This is a genomic window from Paraburkholderia sp. BR10872 (assembly GCF_040965835.1).
In the GTDB taxonomy this organism is placed as follows: Bacteria; Pseudomonadota; Gammaproteobacteria; order Burkholderiales; family Burkholderiaceae; genus Paraburkholderia; species Paraburkholderia nodosa_A.
Map to the genome: position 1 here is coordinate 49,675 of NZ_JBFRCN010000052.1, position 19,614 is coordinate 69,288.

Annotated in this window: 18 protein-coding genes and 1 tRNA gene; 11 read left to right on the forward strand and 8 right to left on the reverse strand. The window is 64.2% G+C overall.

The genetic code is table 11. From position 1 onward, the window contains the following. Window positions 1-87 precede the first annotated feature (87 nt). Window positions 88-1,026, forward strand: a complete 939-nt coding sequence (locus AB4Y43_RS31330) for a LysR substrate-binding domain-containing protein (RefSeq protein WP_342945970.1) — start codon at window positions 88-90, stop codon at window positions 1,024-1,026. 81 nt (window positions 1,027-1,107) lie between these two features. On the opposite strand, the gene alaS is transcribed toward AB4Y43_RS31330, so the two are convergent. Then, on the reverse strand, window positions 1,108-3,732 hold the full coding sequence (gene alaS / locus AB4Y43_RS31335) for an alanine--tRNA ligase (RefSeq protein ID WP_342945971.1): 2,625 nt from the start codon (window positions 3,730-3,732) through the stop codon (window positions 1,108-1,110). Window positions 3,733-4,058: 326 nt separating this feature from the next. Between alaS and AB4Y43_RS31340 the strand changes: the two genes are divergently transcribed. Then, the gene (locus tag AB4Y43_RS31340) at window positions 4,059-5,279 is read left to right on the forward strand and encodes a CaiB/BaiF CoA transferase family protein (protein WP_368617762.1); all 1,221 of its coding nucleotides are present in this window, start codon (window positions 4,059-4,061) and stop codon (window positions 5,277-5,279) included. Between the two features lie 24 nt (window positions 5,280-5,303). On the opposite strand, the gene AB4Y43_RS31345 is transcribed toward AB4Y43_RS31340, so the two are convergent. Continuing rightward, window positions 5,304-5,861 carry an RBBP9/YdeN family alpha/beta hydrolase gene (locus AB4Y43_RS31345; protein ID WP_368617763.1) on the reverse strand — a complete coding sequence of 186 codons (558 nt, stop codon included), beginning with the start codon at window positions 5,859-5,861 and terminating at the stop codon, window positions 5,304-5,306. Between the two features lie 156 nt (window positions 5,862-6,017). Here AB4Y43_RS31345 and AB4Y43_RS31350 point away from each other — a divergent pair, with 156 nt between their 5' ends. Continuing rightward, on the forward strand, window positions 6,018-7,736 hold the full coding sequence (locus tag AB4Y43_RS31350) for a glutamine--tRNA ligase/YqeY domain fusion protein (RefSeq protein WP_069268689.1): 1,719 nt from the start codon (window positions 6,018-6,020) through the stop codon (window positions 7,734-7,736). An 87-nt stretch (window positions 7,737-7,823) separates the two neighbouring features. Here the strand turns inward: AB4Y43_RS31350 and AB4Y43_RS31355 are convergent, their stop codons facing one another. Beyond that, window positions 7,824-8,273, reverse strand: coding sequence for an NUDIX domain-containing protein (locus AB4Y43_RS31355; protein WP_069268690.1), 450 nt, complete (start codon window positions 8,271-8,273; stop codon window positions 7,824-7,826). A gap of 7 nt (window positions 8,274-8,280) precedes the next feature. Continuing rightward, entirely contained in the window at window positions 8,281-8,679 is a 399-nt protein-coding gene (locus AB4Y43_RS31360; protein WP_069268691.1) for an RT0821/Lpp0805 family surface protein, read from the reverse strand. A gap of 189 nt (window positions 8,680-8,868) precedes the next feature. Here AB4Y43_RS31360 and AB4Y43_RS31365 point away from each other — a divergent pair, with 189 nt between their 5' ends. After that, window positions 8,869-9,111: a hypothetical protein gene (locus AB4Y43_RS31365; RefSeq protein WP_368729558.1), complete on the forward strand. Its 243-nt coding sequence runs from the start codon at window positions 8,869-8,871 to the stop codon at window positions 9,109-9,111. Between the two features lie 19 nt (window positions 9,112-9,130). On the opposite strand, the gene AB4Y43_RS31370 is transcribed toward AB4Y43_RS31365, so the two are convergent. Beyond that, on the reverse strand, window positions 9,131-10,453 hold the full coding sequence (locus AB4Y43_RS31370) for a cytochrome-c peroxidase (protein WP_368729560.1): 1,323 nt from the start codon (window positions 10,451-10,453) through the stop codon (window positions 9,131-9,133). A gap of 381 nt (window positions 10,454-10,834) precedes the next feature. Here AB4Y43_RS31370 and AB4Y43_RS31375 point away from each other — a divergent pair, with 381 nt between their 5' ends. Next, window positions 10,835-12,418, forward strand: coding sequence for an acid phosphatase (locus AB4Y43_RS31375; protein ID WP_368606147.1), 1,584 nt, complete (start codon window positions 10,835-10,837; stop codon window positions 12,416-12,418). 32 nt (window positions 12,419-12,450) lie between these two features. Next, on the forward strand, window positions 12,451-13,122 hold the full coding sequence (locus tag AB4Y43_RS31380; RefSeq protein WP_368729559.1) for a PH domain-containing protein: 672 nt from the start codon (window positions 12,451-12,453) through the stop codon (window positions 13,120-13,122). Between the two features lie 82 nt (window positions 13,123-13,204). Here AB4Y43_RS31380 and AB4Y43_RS31385 read toward each other — a convergent pair. Beyond that, window positions 13,205-13,281: transfer RNA gene (locus AB4Y43_RS31385), tRNA-Arg, on the reverse strand. Between the two features lie 116 nt (window positions 13,282-13,397). Beyond that, window positions 13,398-14,228, reverse strand: coding sequence for an undecaprenyl-diphosphate phosphatase (locus AB4Y43_RS31390; RefSeq protein WP_069268693.1), 831 nt, complete (start codon window positions 14,226-14,228; stop codon window positions 13,398-13,400). Window positions 14,229-14,726: 498 nt separating this feature from the next. Between AB4Y43_RS31390 and AB4Y43_RS31395 the strand changes: the two genes are divergently transcribed. From AB4Y43_RS31395 to AB4Y43_RS31410, 4 genes are all read left to right on the forward strand, one after another. Next, a complete protein-coding gene (locus tag AB4Y43_RS31395) occupies window positions 14,727-15,641 on the forward strand; it encodes an aldose epimerase (RefSeq protein WP_368682837.1) in 915 nt (304 codons plus the stop codon). A 168-nt stretch (window positions 15,642-15,809) separates the two neighbouring features. After that, the gene (locus AB4Y43_RS31400; RefSeq protein WP_069268695.1) at window positions 15,810-16,526 is read left to right on the forward strand and encodes a peptidoglycan DD-metalloendopeptidase family protein; all 717 of its coding nucleotides are present in this window, start codon (window positions 15,810-15,812) and stop codon (window positions 16,524-16,526) included. Between the two features lie 657 nt (window positions 16,527-17,183). Next, on the forward strand, window positions 17,184-17,492 hold the full coding sequence (locus AB4Y43_RS31405) for a DUF2288 domain-containing protein (RefSeq protein ID WP_069268696.1): 309 nt from the start codon (window positions 17,184-17,186) through the stop codon (window positions 17,490-17,492). After that, window positions 17,489-18,841 carry an MATE family efflux transporter gene (locus AB4Y43_RS31410; protein WP_368682836.1) on the forward strand — a complete coding sequence of 451 codons (1,353 nt, stop codon included), beginning with the start codon at window positions 17,489-17,491 and terminating at the stop codon, window positions 18,839-18,841. The genes AB4Y43_RS31405 and AB4Y43_RS31410 overlap by 4 nt, the downstream gene beginning before the upstream one ends. A 25-nt stretch (window positions 18,842-18,866) precedes the next feature. Here the strand turns inward: AB4Y43_RS31410 and AB4Y43_RS31415 are convergent, their stop codons facing one another. Then, complete coding sequence (locus AB4Y43_RS31415) at window positions 18,867-19,037, reverse strand: hypothetical protein (RefSeq protein ID WP_176732998.1); 171 nt, start codon at window positions 19,035-19,037, stop codon at window positions 18,867-18,869. Between the two features lie 130 nt (window positions 19,038-19,167). On the opposite strand from AB4Y43_RS31415, the gene AB4Y43_RS31420 reads away from it, so the two are divergent. Then, window positions 19,168-19,341 (forward strand): hypothetical protein, encoded by a 174-nt coding sequence (locus tag AB4Y43_RS31420; RefSeq protein WP_165822956.1) that lies wholly within the window; start codon window positions 19,168-19,170, stop codon window positions 19,339-19,341. Window positions 19,342-19,614: the final 273 nt, after the last annotated feature.

Below are 19,614 nucleotides of genomic sequence, written 5' to 3' on the forward strand. Positions count from 1 at the left end.
GATTAAGCAACTGCCTACCATCGTAGGCGATTCTACCGTTCACGAAAAATGAATTATCATGAATCGATGCATTCCAAGGAGAGAACTATGGACCTCGCCGAACTGGCGATTTTCCGGGCGGTGGTGCGGGAAAACGGCGTGACGCGGGCCGCCACCAAGCTCAACCGCGTGCAGTCCAACGTGACCACGCGCATCAAGCAGCTCGAAGATCAACTCGGCACCCCGCTCTTCACGCGCGAGGGGCGCCGCCTCATCCTTACGCCGGCTGGCGAAACCCTGCTGCCCTATGCCGAGCGCCTGCTCGCGCTCGCGGACGAGGCGCGCCATGCGCTCAAGGCCGGTCGCCCGGCGGGACGCCTGCGGCTGGGCACCATGGAGAGCGCTGCAGCAAGCCGTCTGCCCGGCCTGCTCGCGCGCTATCACCAGACGTGGCCCGAGGTCACGCTCGAACTGGAAACGGGCACGACCGGCACGATGATCGAGCGCCTGCGCGAATACGCAATCGATGCGGCGCTGATCGCCACGCCGCTCGACGGGGTGCCGGACCCCGAGGTATTCGAGCACGTGCCGGTCTATCGCGAAGAACTCGTGATGATCACGCCGCGCGGCCACCGGCCGATCCGGCAGCCCGGCGATATCGCGCTCTCCACGCTCGTCGCGTTCGAACGCAGCTGCGCGTATCGGGCCTATGTCGAGCGCTGGTATGTGGAGCATGGCATCCGGCCGTCCCGCGTGCTGGAGTTGGGCTCGTATCACGCGATCATTGCGTGCGTGGCGGCAGGCGCGGGTGTGGCCGTCGCGCCGCGCTCGGTGCTCGAACTGCCACGCAGCGCCGACGACGTCACGATTCATTCGCTTGGCAAGCTCGGTCAGATCGAGACGCTGCTCGCCTGGCGGCGTGGCCACTATTCGCCTGCGCTTGGTGCGTTGAAGGAAGCGCTGCTGGAGGATGCGCAACGCACGGGCAGCATGGCGGCGCCATTGGCAGCCGAAGCGGCAGTTACGCCCGCAGGCCTTCACGTATAAGCCGCGCGGAATCAAAAAGGGCTGCCCTCACGGACAGCCCTTCTTCGTCGCAAAGCGGCGTTCACGCCGCGACGCGTCCTATTACAGCTTCGCTTCGACCCAGCCCTTCACGCCCGCGAGCGCGGCCGGCAGATTGGCCGGCTCGGTACCGCCTGCCTGCGCCATGTCGGGACGGCCGCCGCCCTTGCCGCCGACCTGCTGGGCAACGAAGTTCACGAGCTCGCCGGCCTTGACCTTCTTGCTCGCCTCGGCGGTCACGCCCGCGATCAGGCTGACCTTGCCGCCCTCGACAGCCGCCAGCACGATGGCTGCGCTCTTGAGCTTGTCCTTGAGCTTGTCCACGGTCTCGCGCAGCGTCTTCGAATCGGCGCCATCGAGCGTTGCGGCCAGCACGTGCACACCGTTCACTTCGATGGCCTGCCCCACGAGTTCGTCGCCCTGGCTCGAAGCGAGCTTCGACTTCAGCGCGCCCAGTTCCTTTTCGAGCGACTTCACCTGGTCCTGCACCTGCGCGATACGCTGCGTCAGTTCCGAAGGTTGCGCCTTGAGCGCCGCCGCTGCCGCATTCACGCGCGCGTCGAGCTCCTGCACGAAGCGCACGGCGTTGTCGCCCGTGATCGCTTCCACGCGGCGGATGCCCGCGGCCACGCCGCCTTCCATCACGATCTTGAAGAAGCCGATGTCGCCGCTGCGCGTGACGTGCGTGCCGCCGCACAGCTCGCGCGAGAACCCGAGGTCGAGCACGCGCACTTCGTCGCCGTACTTCTCGCCGAACAGCGCCATCGCGCCGCCCTTCACTGCGTCGTCGTAGGACATCACGCGCACGATGCCGGGCGCGTTCGCGAGCACTTCCGCGTTGACGATCTGCTCGACACGGCGGATTTCGTCGTCCGTCATCGGCGCATTGTGCGCGAAGTCGAAGCGGGTTTTATCTGCATCGACGAGCGAGCCCTTCTGCTGCACGTGCGAACCGAGCACTTCGCGCAGCGCCTTGTGCATCAGGTGCGTGGCCGAGTGGTTGCGCGCCGTGCGGGCGCGAAGGATCGCGTCGATTTCCGCCTTCACGACGTCGCCAACCTTGAGCGTGCCCTGTTCCAACGTGCCGTGGTGACCGCTCACGTCGGCTTGAACCTTCAGCGTGTCGGCCACGGCGAAACGGATGCTCGCGTTCGAGATCACGCCCTGGTCGCCCACCTGGCCGCCCGATTCCGCGTAGAACGGCGTGTGGTCGAGCACGACCACGGCGTCCTGGCCCGTCTTCACTTCGGTGACCGATGCGCCGTCCACATAGAGCGCGACGACCTTCGCGTCGTCGAACGCGATTTCCTCGTAGCCGTGGAACGTCGTCTTCGCGCCCGAGTATTCGAGGCCCTGCGTCATCTTGAACTTGCCCGCCGCGCGCGCCTGCTCGCGCTGACGCGCCATCGCTTCGTCGAACGCCGGTTCGTCGACCGTGACGTTGCGCTCGCGGCAAACGTCGGCCGTGAGGTCGAGCGGAAAGCCGTAGGTGTCGTGCAGCTTGAATGCGAGTTCGCCCGAGAGCGTCTTGCCGCCCTTGGCTTCGAGGTCGGCGAGTTCGGCTTCGAGAATCGACATGCCGTGCTCGATGGTCTCGAAGAAGCGCTCTTCTTCCTGGCGCAGCACGTCCGTCACGCGCTGCTGCGCTTCGGCGAGTTCCGGGTAGGCAGCGCCCATTTCCGCGACGAGATCCGCCACCAGCTTGTGGAAGAACGCGCTCTTCTGGCCGAGTTTGTAGCCGTGGCGGATCGCGCGGCGCACGATACGGCGCAGCACGTAGCCGCGGCCTTCGTTGCCGGGAATCACGCCGTCGACGATCAGGAACGAGCACGCGCGGATATGGTCGGCAATGACCTTCAGCGAGTTGTTCGTGAGGTCGGGCGTGTTCGTTTCGCGCGAAGCCGCCTTGATGAGATTCTGGAACAGGTCGATCTCGTAGTTGCTGTGCACGTGCTGCAGCACCGCGGCGAGACGTTCGAGGCCCATACCCGTGTCGACGCACTGCTTGGGCAGCGGCGTCATGTTGCCCTGGGCATCGCGGTTGAACTGCATGAACACGAGATTCCAGATCTCGATGAAGCGGTCGCCGTCTTCTTCAGGCGATCCTGGGGGGCCGCCCCAGATTTCCGGGCCGTGGTCGTAGAACACTTCCGAGCACGGACCGCAGGGGCCGGTGTCGGCCATCTGCCAGAAGTTGTCCGAGGCGTAGCGCGCGCCCTTGTTGTCGCCGATGCGGATGATGCGCTCCACCGGCACGCCGATTTCCTTCGCCCAGATGTCGAAGGCTTCGTCGTCTTCCTTGTACACGGTGACCGTGAGCTTGTCCGCCGGCAGCGCGTAGACCTTGGTCAGCAGCTCCCAGCAGTAGTGGATCGCGTCGCGCTTGAAGTAGTCGCCGAACGAGAAGTTGCCGAGCATCTCGAAGAACGTGTGGTGACGCGCCGTGTAGCCGACGTTCTCGAGGTCGTTGTGCTTGCCGCCTGCGCGCACGCTGCGCTGCGCGGTCGTGGCGCGCGAGTACGGGCGCTTTTCGGTGCCGAGGAACACGTCCTTGAACTGCACCATGCCCGAGTTGGTGAAGAGCAGTGTGGGGTCGTTGCCCGGCACGAGGCTCGACGAGCGCACGATCGTGTGGCCCTTCGATTCGAAGAACTTGAGGAATTTCTCGCGGATGTCGGCGGCTTTCATGGCGTGCGTTGGGTCCTTCCTGGGGCGTACGGTGCTGAATCTTTGTCGTGGTCGCGCCCGGAGCCCACATTACTCGCGAAAACCCCGGTGCTGAATCGGACGATTATACGGGATCGTCGCGCGCTCGCGGCGGCGCGTCCGGCGTGGTTTGCATGGGCGCGACAGGGCCCGAGGCAGCACGATGCGTCGATCGATTTTGTTCCGCAGTGCGGAACTTTGTACCGAATATTGGCGTATGCCGCGCCTTTTCGCTTACTATGGGCGGCATCGGCCAGCGCACCACGCGCGCTCGCGGCCCGCCTTAGAACGACATTGGAAGACACAGCATGGGCGCACTCAGCCATATCCGCGTACTCGATCTCACCCGCGTCCTTGCCGGACCGTGGTGTGCACAGACTCTCGCCGACTTCGGCGCCGACGTGATCAAGGTGGAGCGCCCCGGCGCCGGCGACGACACCCGCCACTGGGGCCCTCCGTACCTGAAGACGCCCGATGGCGCGGACACCGCCGAGGCCGCCTACTACCTCGCCGCGAACCGCAACAAGCGCTCGGTCACGGTGGATATCGCCACGCCCGAGGGGCAGCGCATCGTGCGCGAGCTGGCTGCACAAAGCGATGTCGTGCTGGAGAACTACAAGGCGGGCCAGTTGAAGAAATACGGCCTCGACTACGCGTCGCTACGCGAGGTCAAGCCCGACCTTGTCTACTGCTCGGTCACCGGCTTCGGCCAGACCGGGCCCTACGCCTCGCGCGCGGGCTACGACTTCATCGTGCAGGGCATGGGCGGCTTCATGAGCATCACCGGCGAGCGTGACGCGCTGCCGGGCGGCGGCCCGCAAAAGGCCGGCGTCGCGATCGCCGACCTCATGACCGGCATGTATTCGACCATTGCCGTGCTCACGGCGCTCGCGCACCGCGACCGCACGGGCGTGGGCCAGTACATCGACATGGCGCTGCTCGACGTGCAGGTCGCGATGCTCGCGAACATGAATTCGAACTACCTGGCGAGCGGCAATCCGCCCGCGCGCTGGGGCAACGCGCATCCCAACATCGTGCCCTATCAGGCCTTCCAGACGGCCGATAGCTGGATCATCCTCGCCGTCGGCAACGACGGGCAGTTCCGCAAGTTCGTCGAGGTGGCGGGCCAGCCCGCGCTGGCCGACGACGAGCGCTTCGCGACCAATCCGGCGCGCGTGCGCCATCGCGACACGCTCGTGCCGATCGTCGCCGAGCTGATCCGCACGCGCACGAAAGCCGACTGGATCGGCGCGCTCGAAGCGGCAGGCGTGCCGTGCGGGCCGATCAACAACCTCGCGGAAGTGTTCGAGAACGAGCAGGTGATCGCGCGCGGGCTGCAGGTGGACGTGCCCCACCCTTCGGGCGGCACGGCGCGGCTGGTGGGCAACCCTATCCGCATGAGCGAAACGCCGCCGCGCGTGGCGAGCCATCCGCCCACGCTCGGCGAGCATACCGATGCGGTACTGCGCGAAGTGCTCGGCTACGGCGAGGAACAAGTGGCGGCGCTGCGCGGCAAGGGCGTGGTGTAACCGCAAGGCCCCCGGGGCGGCCGCTCAGCCGCCCTCTTTCCCCATCGACATCAGCCACGCCAGCCCTTGCGGCCAGTCGTCGAGCCCGCTGTCCGCATTGATGTGCCCGCGCGCGCCGATCTCGATCCAGCGGCTGCCCCACGCCTGCGCGCAGCGCTGCGAAAACGCCACGCCGCCATACGGATCGTCGCTGCTGGCGACGACGACGCTCGCAAACGGCAGCGCCGCCGGCGGAACCGGATCGAAGCCCCGCGCGTCGCGCGGAAATTCGGGACCGTGCGGATCGGGGAGCGCCACCAGCAGCGCGCCGGCCACCTTCGCGCGCGTCGCCGCGCTCGCGTGATGCGCGGCCCAGTGCGCCACGGTCAGGCAGCCGAGGCTGTGAGCGGCGAAGCGCACGCCAGCGGGCGCGCCCTGTACGGCAGCCTCCAGCGCCGCGCACCACGCCTCGCAGTCCGGGTGCATCCAGTCGGGCATCTGCACCCGTGCAAAGCCCGCGTGCGCGGCTTCCCAGCGCGTCTGCCAGTGCCCCGGCCCCGAATCCATGTAGCCCGGCAGCACCAGCACAGCCGTTTCGCTCATCGTCACCTTTTCCCCTCGCTTGTTGTAGTCCGCGCGACGATCCGGCACCGGGACTGGCACGGCGGGTCGCGTCAGGTAGAATGGAAGACACCATCGGGTGCCCAGTTACGCGCTTTGATCCTTTTGACGGGCGCCCTCGAACGACTCCCTTTTCGCATGAATACCGAACGTAAAGACGCCGACCGCACGGACGCGCCTGCGGCATCCAATTTCATCCGCAACATCATCGACGACGACAACCGCTCGGGCAAGTGGGCGCAGCGCGTCGAAACGCGCTTCCCGCCGGAGCCGAATGGCTACCTTCACATCGGCCACGCGAAGAGCATCTGCCTGAACTTCGGCGTCGCGAAAAGCTACGGGGGCGTGTGCCACCTGCGCTTCGACGACACGAACCCGGAGAAGGAAGATGTCGAATACGTCAACTCGATCATCGACGCCGTCGAATGGCTCGGCTTCGAGTGGAAGAAAGAAGATCAGGAATACCTCTTCTACGCGAGCGACTACTACGACAAGCTTTACGAGTTCGCCGAACTGCTGATCCAGCGCGGCAAGGCGTACGTGGACAGCCAGTCGCCGGAAGAGATGCGCGCGAACCGCGGCTCCGCCACCGAAGCCGGCAAGAACTCGCCATTCCGCGATCGCTCCGTCGACGAAAACCTCGACCTCTTCCGCCGCATGAAGGCGGGCGAATTCGAGGAAGGCGCCCATGTGCTGCGCGCGAAGATCGACATGGCGTCGCCGAACTTCAATATGCGCGATCCGGTGATCTACCGCATCCGCTTCGCGCATCACTACCGCACCGGCGACAAGTGGTGCGTGTACCCGATGTACGACTACACGCACTGCATTTCGGACGCGCTGGAAAACATCACACATTCGCTGTGCACGCTCGAGTTCGAAGACCATCGCCCGCTGTATGACTGGGTTCTCAATGAACTGGCCGACGCCGGCGTGTTCACGCGCCCGCTGCCGCAGCAAATCGAGTTTTCGCGCCTGAACCTCACCTACGCGATCACGAGCAAGCGCAAGCTGCTGCAACTGGTGACCGAAGGCCACGTGGAAGGCTGGGACGACCCGCGTATGCCGACCATCGTCGGCGTGCGCCGCCGCGGCTTCACGCCCGAAGCGATCCAGCTGTTCTGCGAGCGCATCGGCGTGACGAAGGTCGATTCGTGGATCGACATGAGCGTGTTCGAAGGCGCGCTGCGCGACGACCTCGACGACAAGGCGCCGCGCACCGCCGCCGTGCTCGACCCGCTCAAGCTCATCATCGACAACTATCCGGAAGGCCAGAGCGAAGACTGCACGGCCCCCGTGCATCCGCATCATCCGGAGCGCGGCCTGCGCACGTTCCCGATCTCGCGCGAGTTGTGGATCGAGCGCGAAGACTTCAACGAAACGCCGCCGAAGGGCTATTTCCGCCTGTTCCCGGGCAACAAGGTGCGTCTGCGCTATGGCTTCGTGATCGAATGCACGGGCGCGGACAAGGACGAGAACGGCAACGTGATCGCCGTGCACTGCAACTACTTCCCGGACAGCAAGTCGGGCACGGAAGGCGCGAACAACTACAAGGTCAAGGGCAACATTCACTGGGTCAGCGCAGCGCACGCGTGCCCGGCGGAAGTGCGCCTCTACGATCGACTGTTCCGCGAAGAGCAGCCGGACGCGGGCGGCCGCGACTTCCTCGAAGCGCTCAATCCGGATTCGAAGCGCGTGGTGCAAGCGTATCTGGAACCGGGCGCACGCGACGCCGCGCCGGAAGACCGCTATCAGTTCGAGCGCCATGGCTACTTCGTCGCCGACCGCTACGATTCGAAGCCGGGTGCGCCGGTATTCAACCGCATCGTCGGTTTGCGCGACAGCTGGGGCAAGTAAGGCTCGCGCCGCGCCTGCCGGCAAACAGAAAGCCCGCTCGGATTCGTGCGGGCTTTTTTCATTTTGGCGGCGGCTGGCGGGAGCGGCTCAAAGTCTGCGATGCAGATCCGCGAGCGAGAGCGACGTGCTAAAGAGCCGCGCGAGACTGCGGCTCGCGTAGCGATCCACTTCAACGGGTACGGTCCAGCGCCACGCGTCCATTTCCGGAATCATCACGCCGTCCTCGCGTCGCGGAAAGAGCGATACGCAAACGCAACGCGAAAGATCGAGCTCATCGGCACTCGCGCGCGCGGCAAAGAGATGCAGATCCTTGTCGCGCCGGTACAGGTAGCGCCCGAGATCGACGAGGCGCGACGCCGCGATTTCGATGCCGGTCTCCTCGACCATCTCGCGGCACGCGCTCTGCGATTCGGTCTCGCCGGGGTCGCCCTGCCCCTTCGGAATGTCCCAGTGATTCGTGCCGGTAGCGTGCGCAAGCAGCACGCGGCCTTCAGGATCGAGCAGCACAATGCCGCACGAAACGATCTTGCCGTTCACCGCGCGCTCAGTGCTGCTTCTGGAAAACCCAGGCGCCTTCGCCCGTGCGGCAGAAGTGCGGACGCAGTGTCATCGACTGGCCCTTCGCGTTGATGACGACCTCCGTATCGCGGCACGTCTTGGCGCCTTCCTTTTGCGTATTCGACGGCGTGATGGTCGATGTGATGCGTGTGCCGTTGCGCGAGCCTTCGTTCGACCATGACGCGCTCTCGCCATCGGCCTTGTGCTCGACGGCATCGCGCACGGCGTTCTGGAGCGAGTTGTAGTCCGCCTGGGTCATGAACGACATGGGTGTGTTGTTCAGGAAGCCCAGGTTGGCGGCATGCGCGCTACCCGTGCCAACGGCGACAATGAGCGCCGCGCCCAGGGCGCTCAGCGAGTGAAGGGTTCGGGGCATTCTGGACATTATGTGTTCTCCTCGGCGGACTGAAAGCATCGACGAAAAGCATAACACGCGCCCTTTTTTTGGCTCGTTCAGCAAGGCCGAACGGGCGCGGGCGGGCGAGTCCTTTTCGGATTGATCCGATGGTGAGGGAGAGGGCCGATCAATACGATAGCTTCCTCGCCCACTTACAGCCCATGCGGTTTATCTGACATGACCTACGCCATCGCATTGTGGGTCTTTGCGGTCCTGCTGGCCCTCATCTGCGTCGGCTTGATGTCTTTCGTCGCGCACTACACGCACACGCCGAAACATCAGGCGCGCGGCCCGAACTTCACGCTCCATCCCGAGCACGCGCCGCGCTGGCCGGACGCCACGGTGCGCATCGGCACGGTCGGCTTGCTCGCGTCCTTCCTCGTGCTCACCGGCGCCTGCCTGTTGATCGCAGGCATCTGACGCTGCGCCCAGTCCACGCTCAGTGCGCGCCCGGCTGCCAGCCGTCGGTGAGCGTGTCGAGAAACGCAATCACATCCTTGATTTCGGCGTCGCTGAACACCGGCTCGTCGCCCGGCTTGCGATCGAACGGCGGATCCGTATTGAGATTCACCCAATACTGTCGCGGCAAGTCGTCGAACTTCTGCACCCGGCCCTTCACCACCGGATAGAACGCTTCCGGATTCGTGTCGCGCCGTGCGTAGAAACGCAGCACGTCTTCCAGCGAATGGTAGATGCCGTTGTGGAAGAACGACTTCTTGAGCGCTATGTTGCGCAGCGTCGGCGTGCGGAAGAGCCCGCAAAATTCCGCGCGATGGTCGAGGTCCGTGCGCTCCGGACCGCATGCGCCGAGATCGAAAAACTTGCGGTCGCGATTCACGGCAAGTGTGCGGTTGCGCGGCACGCCCACGGCGATCAGCCCGAAGTCGCTGAACTGTGGCGGCGAGCCGTCCTTTGCACGCTGGCTGATATGGCAGCTCGCGCAATTGCCTTTCTTCTCGTCGTTGAAAAGCTGCAGCCCGCGCAGTTCGGCGGCGCTGAGCGTGGCCTTGCCGGCCAGGTACGCGTCGTACTTGCTCGTGTACGGATAGAACACCTCGGGTGACTGCTCGAATGTCTCCAGTGACTTCAGTACGGCCTTGAAAGTCGCGTCGTCGTCGGCAAGGACGCGCGCGCCGAAGGCCTCCCTGAACGCCCCTGCGTAGGGTGCCGCGCGCACGGCTTCGGCGACCTTCTTCGGCGAACTCGCCATCTCGAACGTCGAGAGCAACGGGATGCGCGCCTGGTCCGAGCCCCGATCGACGCGGCCATCCCACGTGAGGCCGCCAGTCGGACCGGCATCGACGCTTTCATCGCCTTCGTCATCGGAGTCGTGATAGTGCTCGGCGAACGCCGGCACCGCCTGCAGATACTTGAGCGTCGGCACGGCGCGCATGCCCTGGCGTCGCATGTCGGCGCCGCCGATCTGCACGTCGAGCGAGTTGGGCGGCGTGAACGCGTGGTCCGGGCTGTGGCACGACGCGCATGCCATCTTGCCCGAGCCCGAAAGCGATGGGTCGAAGAACATCTGCTTGCCGAGCGCCGTCATGCGGCGCACCTGCGCATAGACCTCGGCACGCGTCTGGCCGCCTTGTGCAGGCGTCGCGATCTTCATGAGCTTCACGCCCTGTACGGCGCGTGCGTTCGCATTGGCGTCGTTCGCACGCGAGGCGCTGCCGGATGCACCTGTCGTCGTATCGGCGTCTGCGGAAGCGGGCGTGCTGCCGTCGCATGCCGTCAGCAGCATTGACAGCCCCGCCGCCATCACGAGGAGGAGGCCCGCGTTGCGGCGTGCGCCGCCGAGCGCTCGAGCCCGCGTCTCACCTTCCGTTCGCGCCGAATGACGCGCCAATCTACGCAACATGCCTGATCCCCGAAGCTTGAGCGCGGCGCGCGTGGCGGCGCGCCGCTGCAGTGCGAATACCGATGCGCTCAGCCGCACATCGAAGTCGCGAAAGCGTATGTCGGCGATGTGACGCTCCAATGACATGACGTAAGTAAGATGTCATGCAAACAAAGGCCGCGAAAAAGCTAAATGTAATTTTTTACATATCGCTGTCAAATTCCGTTGCGACACTGCGCCTCGCCCGAAGGCCGGTGTCATTCGCGCCGGCCTCCATGCGGGCCCCCAACGCGAGAGAGAAAAATGATCAACAGAAAATGGTTCTATGCCACGCCGATCGCGATAGCGGCGTCGGTATTGGCCGTCGCGGCTTGCGGCGGCAACGACAGCAGCAAGCCCGGCCTTTCGTCGGTGAAGAATATCGTCGTGATCTACGCGGAAAACCGCAGCTTCGACAACCTGTACGGCAGCTTCCCGAACGCCAACGGCCTGCAGAACGTGAGCGCGCAAAGCGCGCAGCAGCTCGATCGCGACGGCTCCGTGCTGGCCACGCTGCCGACCGTCTGGAACGGTCTCACGCAAACGGGCGTCACGCCCGTCGTGACCGCGGCGATGACGGAGAACATGCCGAATGCGCCGTTCGCCATCGACGACGCGAAGGGCTACAACGTGCCGCTCTCAGTCACGACGCGCGACCTGTATCACCGCTTTTACGAGAACCAGATGCAGATCCACGGCGGCAAGAACGACATGTTCGCGGCCTACGGCGACTCCGGCGGTCTCGTGATGGGGCATTACACGACGAGCGCCGAAAAGCTCCCGCTCTGGAAGATCGCCCAGCAATACACGCTCGCCGACAACTTCTTCATGGGCGCGTTCGGCGGCTCGTTCCTGAATCACCAGTGGCTCATCTGCGCGTGCACGCCGTACTACGCGAACGCGGACACGAACCCGGCCAAGCCGACGATCTCGACCGTGGACGCCGACGGCGTCTCGCTCACGCTCGCATCGAACTCGCCGAAGTCGGCGCTCGACGGCGCGCCGAAATTCGTGAAGTCGGGCAATCTGACGCCGGACTTCTATGCGGTCAACACAATGCAGCCGCCGTATCAGCCGAGCGGCAACGCAGCGGCTTCGGGCGGTGACACGAACCTGGCCGACCCGTCGAACGCCTCCACACTGCCCGCGCAAACGGCGCAGAACATCGGCGATCTGCTTTCGAACGCGGGCGTGACGTGGGCGTGGTACGGCGGCGCGTGGGGCGCGGCCGTGAGCGCGGCGCAGAACAGCACGTCGGGCGTCATCTACGGCGCGAACATGACGGCGCCGAACTTCCAGCCGCACCACCAGCCGTTCAACTATTTCGCGAACTACGCGCCGGGCACCGACGCACGTGCGAAGCACCTGCTCGACGGCGGCATGGACGGCACCGAGTTCATCAAGGCGATCGATGCAGGCGCGCTGCCTGCCGTGGCGTTCTACAAGCCGCAGGGCAACCTGAATGAGCACGCGGGCTACACGGACGTGGCGAGCGGCGACCAGCACATCGCGGACGTCATCGCGCATCTGCAGAAGAGCCCGCAGTGGAACAACATGGTCGTGGTCGTCACCTACGACGAAAACGGCGGCTTCTGGGATCACGTTGCGCCGCCCAAGGGTGACCGCTGGGGTCCGGGCTCGCGCATTCCGGCGCTCGTCATCTCGCCGTACGCGAAGAAGGGCTACGTCGACCACACGCAGTACGACACGACCTCGATCCTGCGCCTCATCACGCGCCGCTTCTCGCTGCCCACGCTGCCGGGGCTTGCCAACCGCGACGCCGCACTCAAGAGCAACGGCGCCCAGCCGATGGGCGATCTGACCAACGCACTGGACGTCAAGCTCTAAGCGCGACAAGCCATCGGACCATCGATTGCCGGATGTTACTCATCCGGTTTGAAGGGCAGCCCTCGGGCTGCCCTTTTTTATTGCGCCGCGAATTCGTCGCCCCTGCCCGCTCCGCGCGTCCGCCGGGCGTCGAGCCGCGACGTTTGACCACGGATCCTACGCCGCAGGATGCACTACCTTACAACTTAATTACTGCACAAATCTTGACGGAGGTCATTGTGAAATACGTCGAATCGACTCTCTTACCAGGCGAAAGGATCGTCTGCGAGGGACACCCCTGCTTCTGGGCGATGGGGCCGCGTATCACATTCAGCCTTCTGCTCATGGTTTGGGGCGTGCTCGTCGGCACCATGGGGACGTCGCCGCTCGCAGCGGTGAGTTTTTTTGCCGCAGGGCTGGGACTGTTCGGTGCGTCGCTACTCGCCTGGTGGACGACAGAATTCGCCGTGACCAACAAGCGCGTGGTGGCCAGGTTCGGTGCGGTCCGTCGTCACACGGTGGAGTTGACGCTAGCGAAGATAGAGAGCGTGCGGATCGAGCAAAGCCTGATCGGCCGGATATTCGACTATGGCTCGCTCGTCGTGGGCGGCGGTGGCTTGATCGCTACGCCGATTCCCGGCATTTCGAATCCGAACGAGTTCCGCCGTATGGTGTTTCTCGCGCAGGCGGCCGAGGAGCCGGTGCCGTTGCGGCTCGTGGCGTGAGGGTTTGAATCGGCCTGGATTCGTGGTGTGTGAAAAAGCAAAAAGCCCGGCAGTGAAGGCCGGGCTTTTTGTTTATTTGATCTGGCGCGACAGGAGGGGCTCGAACCCCCGACCCTCGGCTTAGAAGGCCGATGCTCTATCCAGCTGAGCTACTGTCGCGTGAACGTGCGCAAGGCCGCAAGCGGGCCTCGCGAAGACGGGGCTGGATTATACCGCGATCGTCTCACGCGGTCGCGCCTCGCTCATCGCGCTTGCCAAGGGCCTTCGCGCCCAAATCAAACCGGCTGCTGATGCAACGCGAACCAGCCAAGGAAAATCGCGCCCGCGATCAGGCAGTACGCACCGAACGATGCGAGGCGCCCGCGTCCCTCGAAATAGCTCATCAGGAACTTCACGCTCAGCCAGGCCGCAATACCCGTGAGCACGCCGCCAACGACCGCAGTCATCAGCTGATCTCGCGCGTGAAATAGCTTGGGCAGTTCGAGCACGCCAGCCGCGAAGATGATCGGCGTGCCGAGCAGGAACGAGAACTCCGCAGCCTTTTCTGCCGTGAGGCCCGCTGCATTGCCGGCGATCATCGTGAGGCCGCTGCGTGAAAAGCCGGGAATGAGCGCGCCGATCTGCGCGAGGCCGACGAGAAAGGCCTGGCGGAACGTGAGTTTCTCCGGCGGACGATGCGCACGGGCACGCTGGAGGCGATCGCCGAACCAGAGCAGCACGCCATTGACCATCAACGCAGCCGCGACGATGCGCAGATCGTGAAAGATGGCTTCGATGCGCTTTTCGAGCACGAGGCCGACGATACCCGTCGGAATCGTACCGATGATGAGCGCCCACATCATGTGCCCGTCGTCGTTCTTGCGACCGCCCAGCGAGGCAAAGAAGCCCCTGATCAACGCGACCCAGCGCTCGCGGAAATACCAGAGCAGCGCAACTGCGGTCCCCAGGTGCAATGCGACGAGGAACGGCAGCAATTGCGGCGCGTGCTTGTCGATGTGCATGCCGAACAGTGCCGGCACGAGCAGTGTATGGCCGAGGCTGCTCACGGGGAACAGTTCGGTGACGCCTTGCAACACGCTCAGGAAGAATAGAAACCAGAGACTCACGCGCGGATCCTCGTAATGGTGGTGTAAGGGGCCGGACCGTTGCGGAGCCGGTGCGGCAAAGCGCACCGATTATGCCTGGGCCGTATTGCAGCGCCAAGCTTGGAGATGGATTTGTCAGAAAAGTTACTGCGTCGCAACAAAGTTGGCTGCGGATGCAGGGATCCTGGCGCGAAACTGCGTGTCGCGCTCTCGGGAATCCGGTCGAGGGGGACGGAACGCGGCGCGATCAGCGCGCCATCTTGTAGAAGAAATAGGCGCTGCTACCGACAAAGAGGCTGAACAGAGCCATGCTCATTGCCATTGCGAGGTCCATGGGGAGGTCTCCTGCGAAAATGCTCTGTGCGCTAACGCACGGTCATGCGGATTATGCTGACTCTTGTCCGCCAACGACACCCACGCTTTCCCGACAAGGGTTTTCACGCATGAGAAAGCGGCGCAAAATCCGCCTCTGTCCGGCGCATCCGCGCCACCCTTCTTCCACCCACGCCAGGCCCGCCCATGAACGCACATCCAGAGCAGGACATCCTCACCCTCAGCCGCGGTGCCTCGACGCTGCGCTTCGCGCCGTGGGCCGGCGGCCGTTTGCTCTCGTGGCACGTCGGCGGCCAGCCGGTCATCGTATGGCCGGAAAATGCGAACTGGGCGGAGCCGGCACGTGTGCGCGGCGGCAATCCGCTGCTCTTCCCCTTCCTTGGCCGCCATCGTGTCGACGGCCAGATCGGGCGTTGGCGCGACGCTCAAGGCGTCGTCCGCGATCTGCCGATGCACGGCTTCGCGCGCGACCTGCCGTTCGCGGCGCAAGTCGACGACGACGGGCACGGCCTGCAGATGACGCTCGTCGACTCCGACGCCACCCGCACCGGCTACCCGTTCGCCTTTCGCTTCGAAGCGGTCTACCGGCTGGCCGACGCGCATACGCTCGACGTGACGCTCGCCGCGACTAATACCGGCCCGAATCAGCTCCCCTGGTACGCGGGCCATCACTTCTACTTCGCCTTGCCCCACGCCCAGCGCGCGCAGACGACGCTCGACCTGCCGGCTAGCCAGCGCCGCCATCAGCTCGCGGACGGTTCGATCAGTGCGCCCGAACCCGGCAAAGCGCAATACAGGCTCGACGACGCAAGCATCATCGACCGCTTCCATGTGCTCGAGCCAACGCCGCCCGCCTCGCCGGTGCACCTCGTGGCGCCAGGACTCGGCCGCGCGGTGACGATCGACCTGAACCGGCCCGGCTCGCTTCCCTGGTACGCCGTCACGACGTGGACGGAAGCCGCGGACTCCGACTTCTACTGCGTCGAACCCTGGCTGGGTCTGCCCGACGCGATCCACAACGGCCTCGGCCTGCGCTGGCTCGCACCGGGTCAAACGGAGACGGCGACGCTGCGTATCGGCGTCGAGGCGCTCGGCGGCTAATCGCGCGCACCGGCGGCGCCGTGCTGGGCCGGCGCCGGTATGGATGCTGCCGACTTCGTCAGTCATTCGTCAGGCAAAACCCCAGTTGCGCTGGCAAACCCGCTAAAATCAGGCGTTTTGCCAGCGCGGCGGACCGTGGTCCGTCGAGGCAAGGTCATGCGAGGTTCAATGTTGGCACCAGGAATCAGACGGATTGCATGTGCAGCGCTCGTTGCGCTGCTCGCGGCGTGCGGATCGGCTCCGGTCGGCCCCGGCTTTTATCGCGTCGAACGCGGCGACACCGTGTACAAGATCGCGCGCAGCACTCGCCAGTCCGTGCAGAACATCGTGCGCTGGAACAATCTGTCGAACCCCGACGCCATCGAAGTCGGCCAGGTCCTGCGCGTCGAACCGCCCGCCGGCACAGCGAGCACCCGCACCGCGCCGCCGCGTAGCGCAGCAACTGCCCCGCGCGAGAGCGCCGAAACAACCGATACCGCATCCGCGCCTTCATCCGCACCTTCGGCGGCGGCTGCGCCGTCGATTTCGCTCGTCTGGCCGACCAGCGGCCAGGTCATCCGCAACTTTGACGGCCGTAACTCGAAAGGCATCGACATCGCCAATGCGGCCGGCACGCCCGTCGTCGCCGCGGCGCCCGGCACCGTGGTCTATGCCGGTAATGGTCTGCGTGGCTACGGTAACTTGCTGATCATCAAGCACAACGGCGATTACCTGACGGCCTATGCGCACAATCAGGCATTGTTCGTGAAGGAAGGTCAGAGCGTCGCGCAAGGGCAGAAGATCGCGGAAATGGGCAGCACCGACAACGATCGCGTGATGCTGCATTTCGAGCTACGGTACCAGGGGCGCTCGATCGATCCGACTCGAGAACTTCCCGCACGTTGAGAAAGGCCGCTACGGCCAGCCAAATCAATGGACGAAAAAAAGCCCGGCATGGCGCCGGGCTAACGGGGGTTTGGCGCATATCGGCAAAGGACCGGTTTACCATGCGCCGAATCGCAATCTATCAACGGGCTTCCGGCGGCGCAATCACTTAATTAGCGCGAAAATGTGCTACGGCGCACGGATTATGTGTCGCATCACTTTTCAGCACCGAATGAGGATGCCGAATCATCTGCGGCTGCTCGTAAGATCGCATGTTTCAATGACACGCAACGACAAGTCACCAGCCAGCGCAAAGGCTTGCTGGGCGGGACGTTCAGGCTGAACAACAGGGTCCTGTCGAGGGATTTTGCGAGCCTCGATCGTCGGTTTAAAGCACGGCGCTTTTCGCATTTTCGAAGCAGCCGGCGTTAGTGTGCAAACGCACGCAACAATGCATTTATTCGATGTGACGTACAGATTTGAAACACAAATGCGCCGCACGCTTAGATCAGATGTTTGCTGATTTAATGTGGCTTATTGTCTACGTTTTGGCGCCGCGAGCATGGATATCAACTTATTAATGTGATTAATACCGCGGATCCAGCGTTCGCTAACCGACCACCGGTCTGCTGGCAGACTATCGTTTATAGTATCTGCCGCAACGAATTTCCAATCACCATGACTATCGAAGACGCCAACCCCAGTTCGACGTACGCCAAGCTGCTCGGCGAAACCGCCAAGATCGACTGGCAGGATCTCGAACGTTTCTTCGCGCAAGGCAAGTTGCTGAGCGTGGCGCGCGACCTCGACCTCGTCAGCGTGGCGGAGGCGATCGCCAACGACGACAGGGCGGTCGTCATGCAATGGCTGTCTTCGGGCCTCGTCGCACGTATGCCGGCAGAAACCGCAGCCGATTACTCGGCGCGCAAGCCGGAGTTGTGGGCGGTCGTCGTCTCGCCGTGGGTGTGCGTGCAGGAACGCGCTTGAGCGGCGCTGAGGCCCTGCCTGACCAGCGAGGCTGGCATCGACGCGTGCTGACGCTCGCGTTCCCCATCGTCCTCGCCAATCTCACGCAACCGATCCTCGGCGCCGTAGACACGGCAGTAGCAGGCCACCTCGGCAGCGCGGCCGATCTTGGCGGCGTCGCGCTAGGCGGCCTGTTCTTCAACTTCGTGTTTTGGGGTTTCGGCTTCCTGCGCATGGGGACGACGGGGCTCGTCGCGCAAGCCTACGGCGCGCGCGACCTCCCCGCATTGCGCGCGAATGTCGTGCGCGCCCTGCTACTGGCATTCGCTATTGGCGCCGCGATCCTGCTGATTCAATCGCCTTTGATCCGGTACACGCTTGCGGCCATCGGCGGCAGCGCAGACGTGCAACACAACGCTGGGGTCTATTGTCTTGCGCGTATCGGCTCTGCGCCTTTCGCTTTGGCGAATTACGTCGTGCTCGGATATCTGCTCGGCACTCAGCGCGTGCGCATTGCGCTGCTTTCGCAGATCTTTATCAATCTGACGAACGTCGTTGCGGTGCTCGCCTATGTGTACGGGCTTCAGTGGGGCATCGCCGGGATCGGTGCGGCGACGGCTACGGCCGATACGCTCGGTTTTGTGTTCGGTGCCGGCGTACTGTGGAGGCTTCGTCCTCGCGGGCTCGCGCCGCTCGCGTTACAAACTGTACTCGAGCCGGCAGCGCTCAAACGCCTCGTCGCGATCAATCGCGATATCTTTTTGCGTACGCTTTGCCTGCTGGGCTCGTTTGGGTGGTTCGCGCATCTGGGCGCGAAGCAAGGCGACGCGATCCTTGCCGCGAACGCCCTGCTCCTCAACTTCCAGACCTTCATGGCCTACGGTCTCGACGGGTTCGCCCATGTGGCCGAAGCGCTGGTAGGCGCGGCGATCGGCGCGGGTAATCGCGATGCGTTCCGCCAGGCCGTGAAGGTCAACCTGTTCTGGGCAGCGCTGGGTGCCTTCGGTTTTTCGTTCGTTTATTGGGCCTGCGGCCCCTGGATCATCGAGAAGCTTACCAACCAGCCGGCCGTGCGTGCCGCTGCTCAGGCATTCCTCCCATGGGCCGCGCTTTCGCCGCTCATCTCCGTCTGGGGCTTTTTGCTGGACGGCGTATTCATCGGCGCGACGCGCACACGCGAACTCATGCAAGCCATGGCGGTGTCGCTGGCTGTGTTTTTGTGCGCGTCATGGGCGCTGGTCGGGCCGCTCGGCAATCATGGGTTGTGGATCGCTCTGCTCGTCTTCATGGCCGCGCGCGGGCTGACGCTCTCGCCGTTGCTACCGCGCATCAGCGGCGCGATCGTACCTGTGGCTGTGCAGTTGCACTGACGGCGCTCGCGCCAGGCGTCGGCTCTTACTGTGCAGGCGGCGGGTTGTCGATCATCATCGGCGGTCGGTCGTCGGTCGGCACACCGTGGTAGTCGGGCGGATCCTGCGGCGGGGTGCCGTGGCGGTGAGTCGGTGCGTTGTCGGCACACGCCGAGAGCAGTGCGGCCATTGCAAGGGCCAGATAAACACGGTACATCGCCTCAAATCCTTTCTGAATGGTGATCCAGCGGCGCCCCGGCCAGTAGCGAAGCGGCTGAATTCGCTATTTTTTCCGTTGCGACACTGTTCTAAGATACGGACATGGCTGCAATCGACAGGAGGCTGCCATGGATGCCGAAACTATTGCGGGTCTGATCGGTCTTGCTGTAGGTCTGCTGGTTCTGCTCGGGCTATCGATTTTCGAATCGCGCGCCTACCGGAAAGAGCACGACGGCGAAGGCATGATGCATCACTGGCTGGCCGAGCATCACGTGCTCGACCGGGTTCGCCGCAGGCACTGAACCCAGCGCCGGCACTGCGTCGGCGCGCCCCTTGCCACATTCTCACCGCGGCCAGTCGAGCTGGCCGTGAGGTGGCTTTGCTGCGTCGTTCAGTGAACGAGCAGATAGCCTTCTATTTTCCCGCGCCCAAACGCCAGAACCCCGGCTCTCTTTCGGAGACACCGGGGTTCTGGACTTGCTGCATAAGGAGCCTGACGATTACCTACTTTCACACGGGCAATCCGCACTATCATCGGCGTGGAGCTGTTTCACGGTCCTGTTCGGGATGGGAAG

What these genes read in the sequence shown, in the direction of transcription:
- AB4Y43_RS31330 (WP_342945970.1), top strand. Translation starts at nt 88, where the DNA reads ATGGACCTCGCCGAACTGGCGATTTTCCGGGCGGTGGTGCGGGAAAAC.
- alaS (WP_342945971.1), bottom strand. Translation starts at nt 3,732, where the DNA reads ATGAAAGCCGCCGACATCCGCGAGAAATTCCTCAAGTTCTTCGAATCG.
- AB4Y43_RS31340 (WP_368617762.1), top strand. Translation starts at nt 4,059, where the DNA reads ATGGGCGCACTCAGCCATATCCGCGTACTCGATCTCACCCGCGTCCTT.
- AB4Y43_RS31345 (WP_368617763.1), bottom strand. Translation starts at nt 5,861, where the DNA reads ATGAGCGAAACGGCTGTGCTGGTGCTGCCGGGCTACATGGATTCGGGG.
- AB4Y43_RS31350 (WP_069268689.1), top strand. Translation starts at nt 6,018, where the DNA reads ATGAATACCGAACGTAAAGACGCCGACCGCACGGACGCGCCTGCGGCA.
- AB4Y43_RS31360 (WP_069268691.1), bottom strand. Translation starts at nt 8,679, where the DNA reads ATGTCCAGAATGCCCCGAACCCTTCACTCGCTGAGCGCCCTGGGCGCG.
- AB4Y43_RS31365 (WP_368729558.1), top strand. Translation starts at nt 8,869, where the DNA reads ATGACCTACGCCATCGCATTGTGGGTCTTTGCGGTCCTGCTGGCCCTC.
- AB4Y43_RS31370 (WP_368729560.1), bottom strand. Translation starts at nt 10,453, where the DNA reads ATGGCGGCGGGGCTGTCAATGCTGCTGACGGCATGCGACGGCAGCACG.
- AB4Y43_RS31375 (WP_368606147.1), top strand. Translation starts at nt 10,835, where the DNA reads ATGATCAACAGAAAATGGTTCTATGCCACGCCGATCGCGATAGCGGCG.
- AB4Y43_RS31380 (WP_368729559.1), top strand. Translation starts at nt 12,451, where the DNA reads ATGTTACTCATCCGGTTTGAAGGGCAGCCCTCGGGCTGCCCTTTTTTA.
- AB4Y43_RS31395 (WP_368682837.1), top strand. Translation starts at nt 14,727, where the DNA reads ATGAACGCACATCCAGAGCAGGACATCCTCACCCTCAGCCGCGGTGCC.
- AB4Y43_RS31400 (WP_069268695.1), top strand. Translation starts at nt 15,810, where the DNA reads ATGTTGGCACCAGGAATCAGACGGATTGCATGTGCAGCGCTCGTTGCG.
- AB4Y43_RS31405 (WP_069268696.1), top strand. Translation starts at nt 17,184, where the DNA reads ATGACTATCGAAGACGCCAACCCCAGTTCGACGTACGCCAAGCTGCTC.
- AB4Y43_RS31415 (WP_176732998.1), bottom strand. Translation starts at nt 19,037, where the DNA reads ATGTACCGTGTTTATCTGGCCCTTGCAATGGCCGCACTGCTCTCGGCG.
- AB4Y43_RS31420 (WP_165822956.1), top strand. Translation starts at nt 19,168, where the DNA reads ATGGATGCCGAAACTATTGCGGGTCTGATCGGTCTTGCTGTAGGTCTG.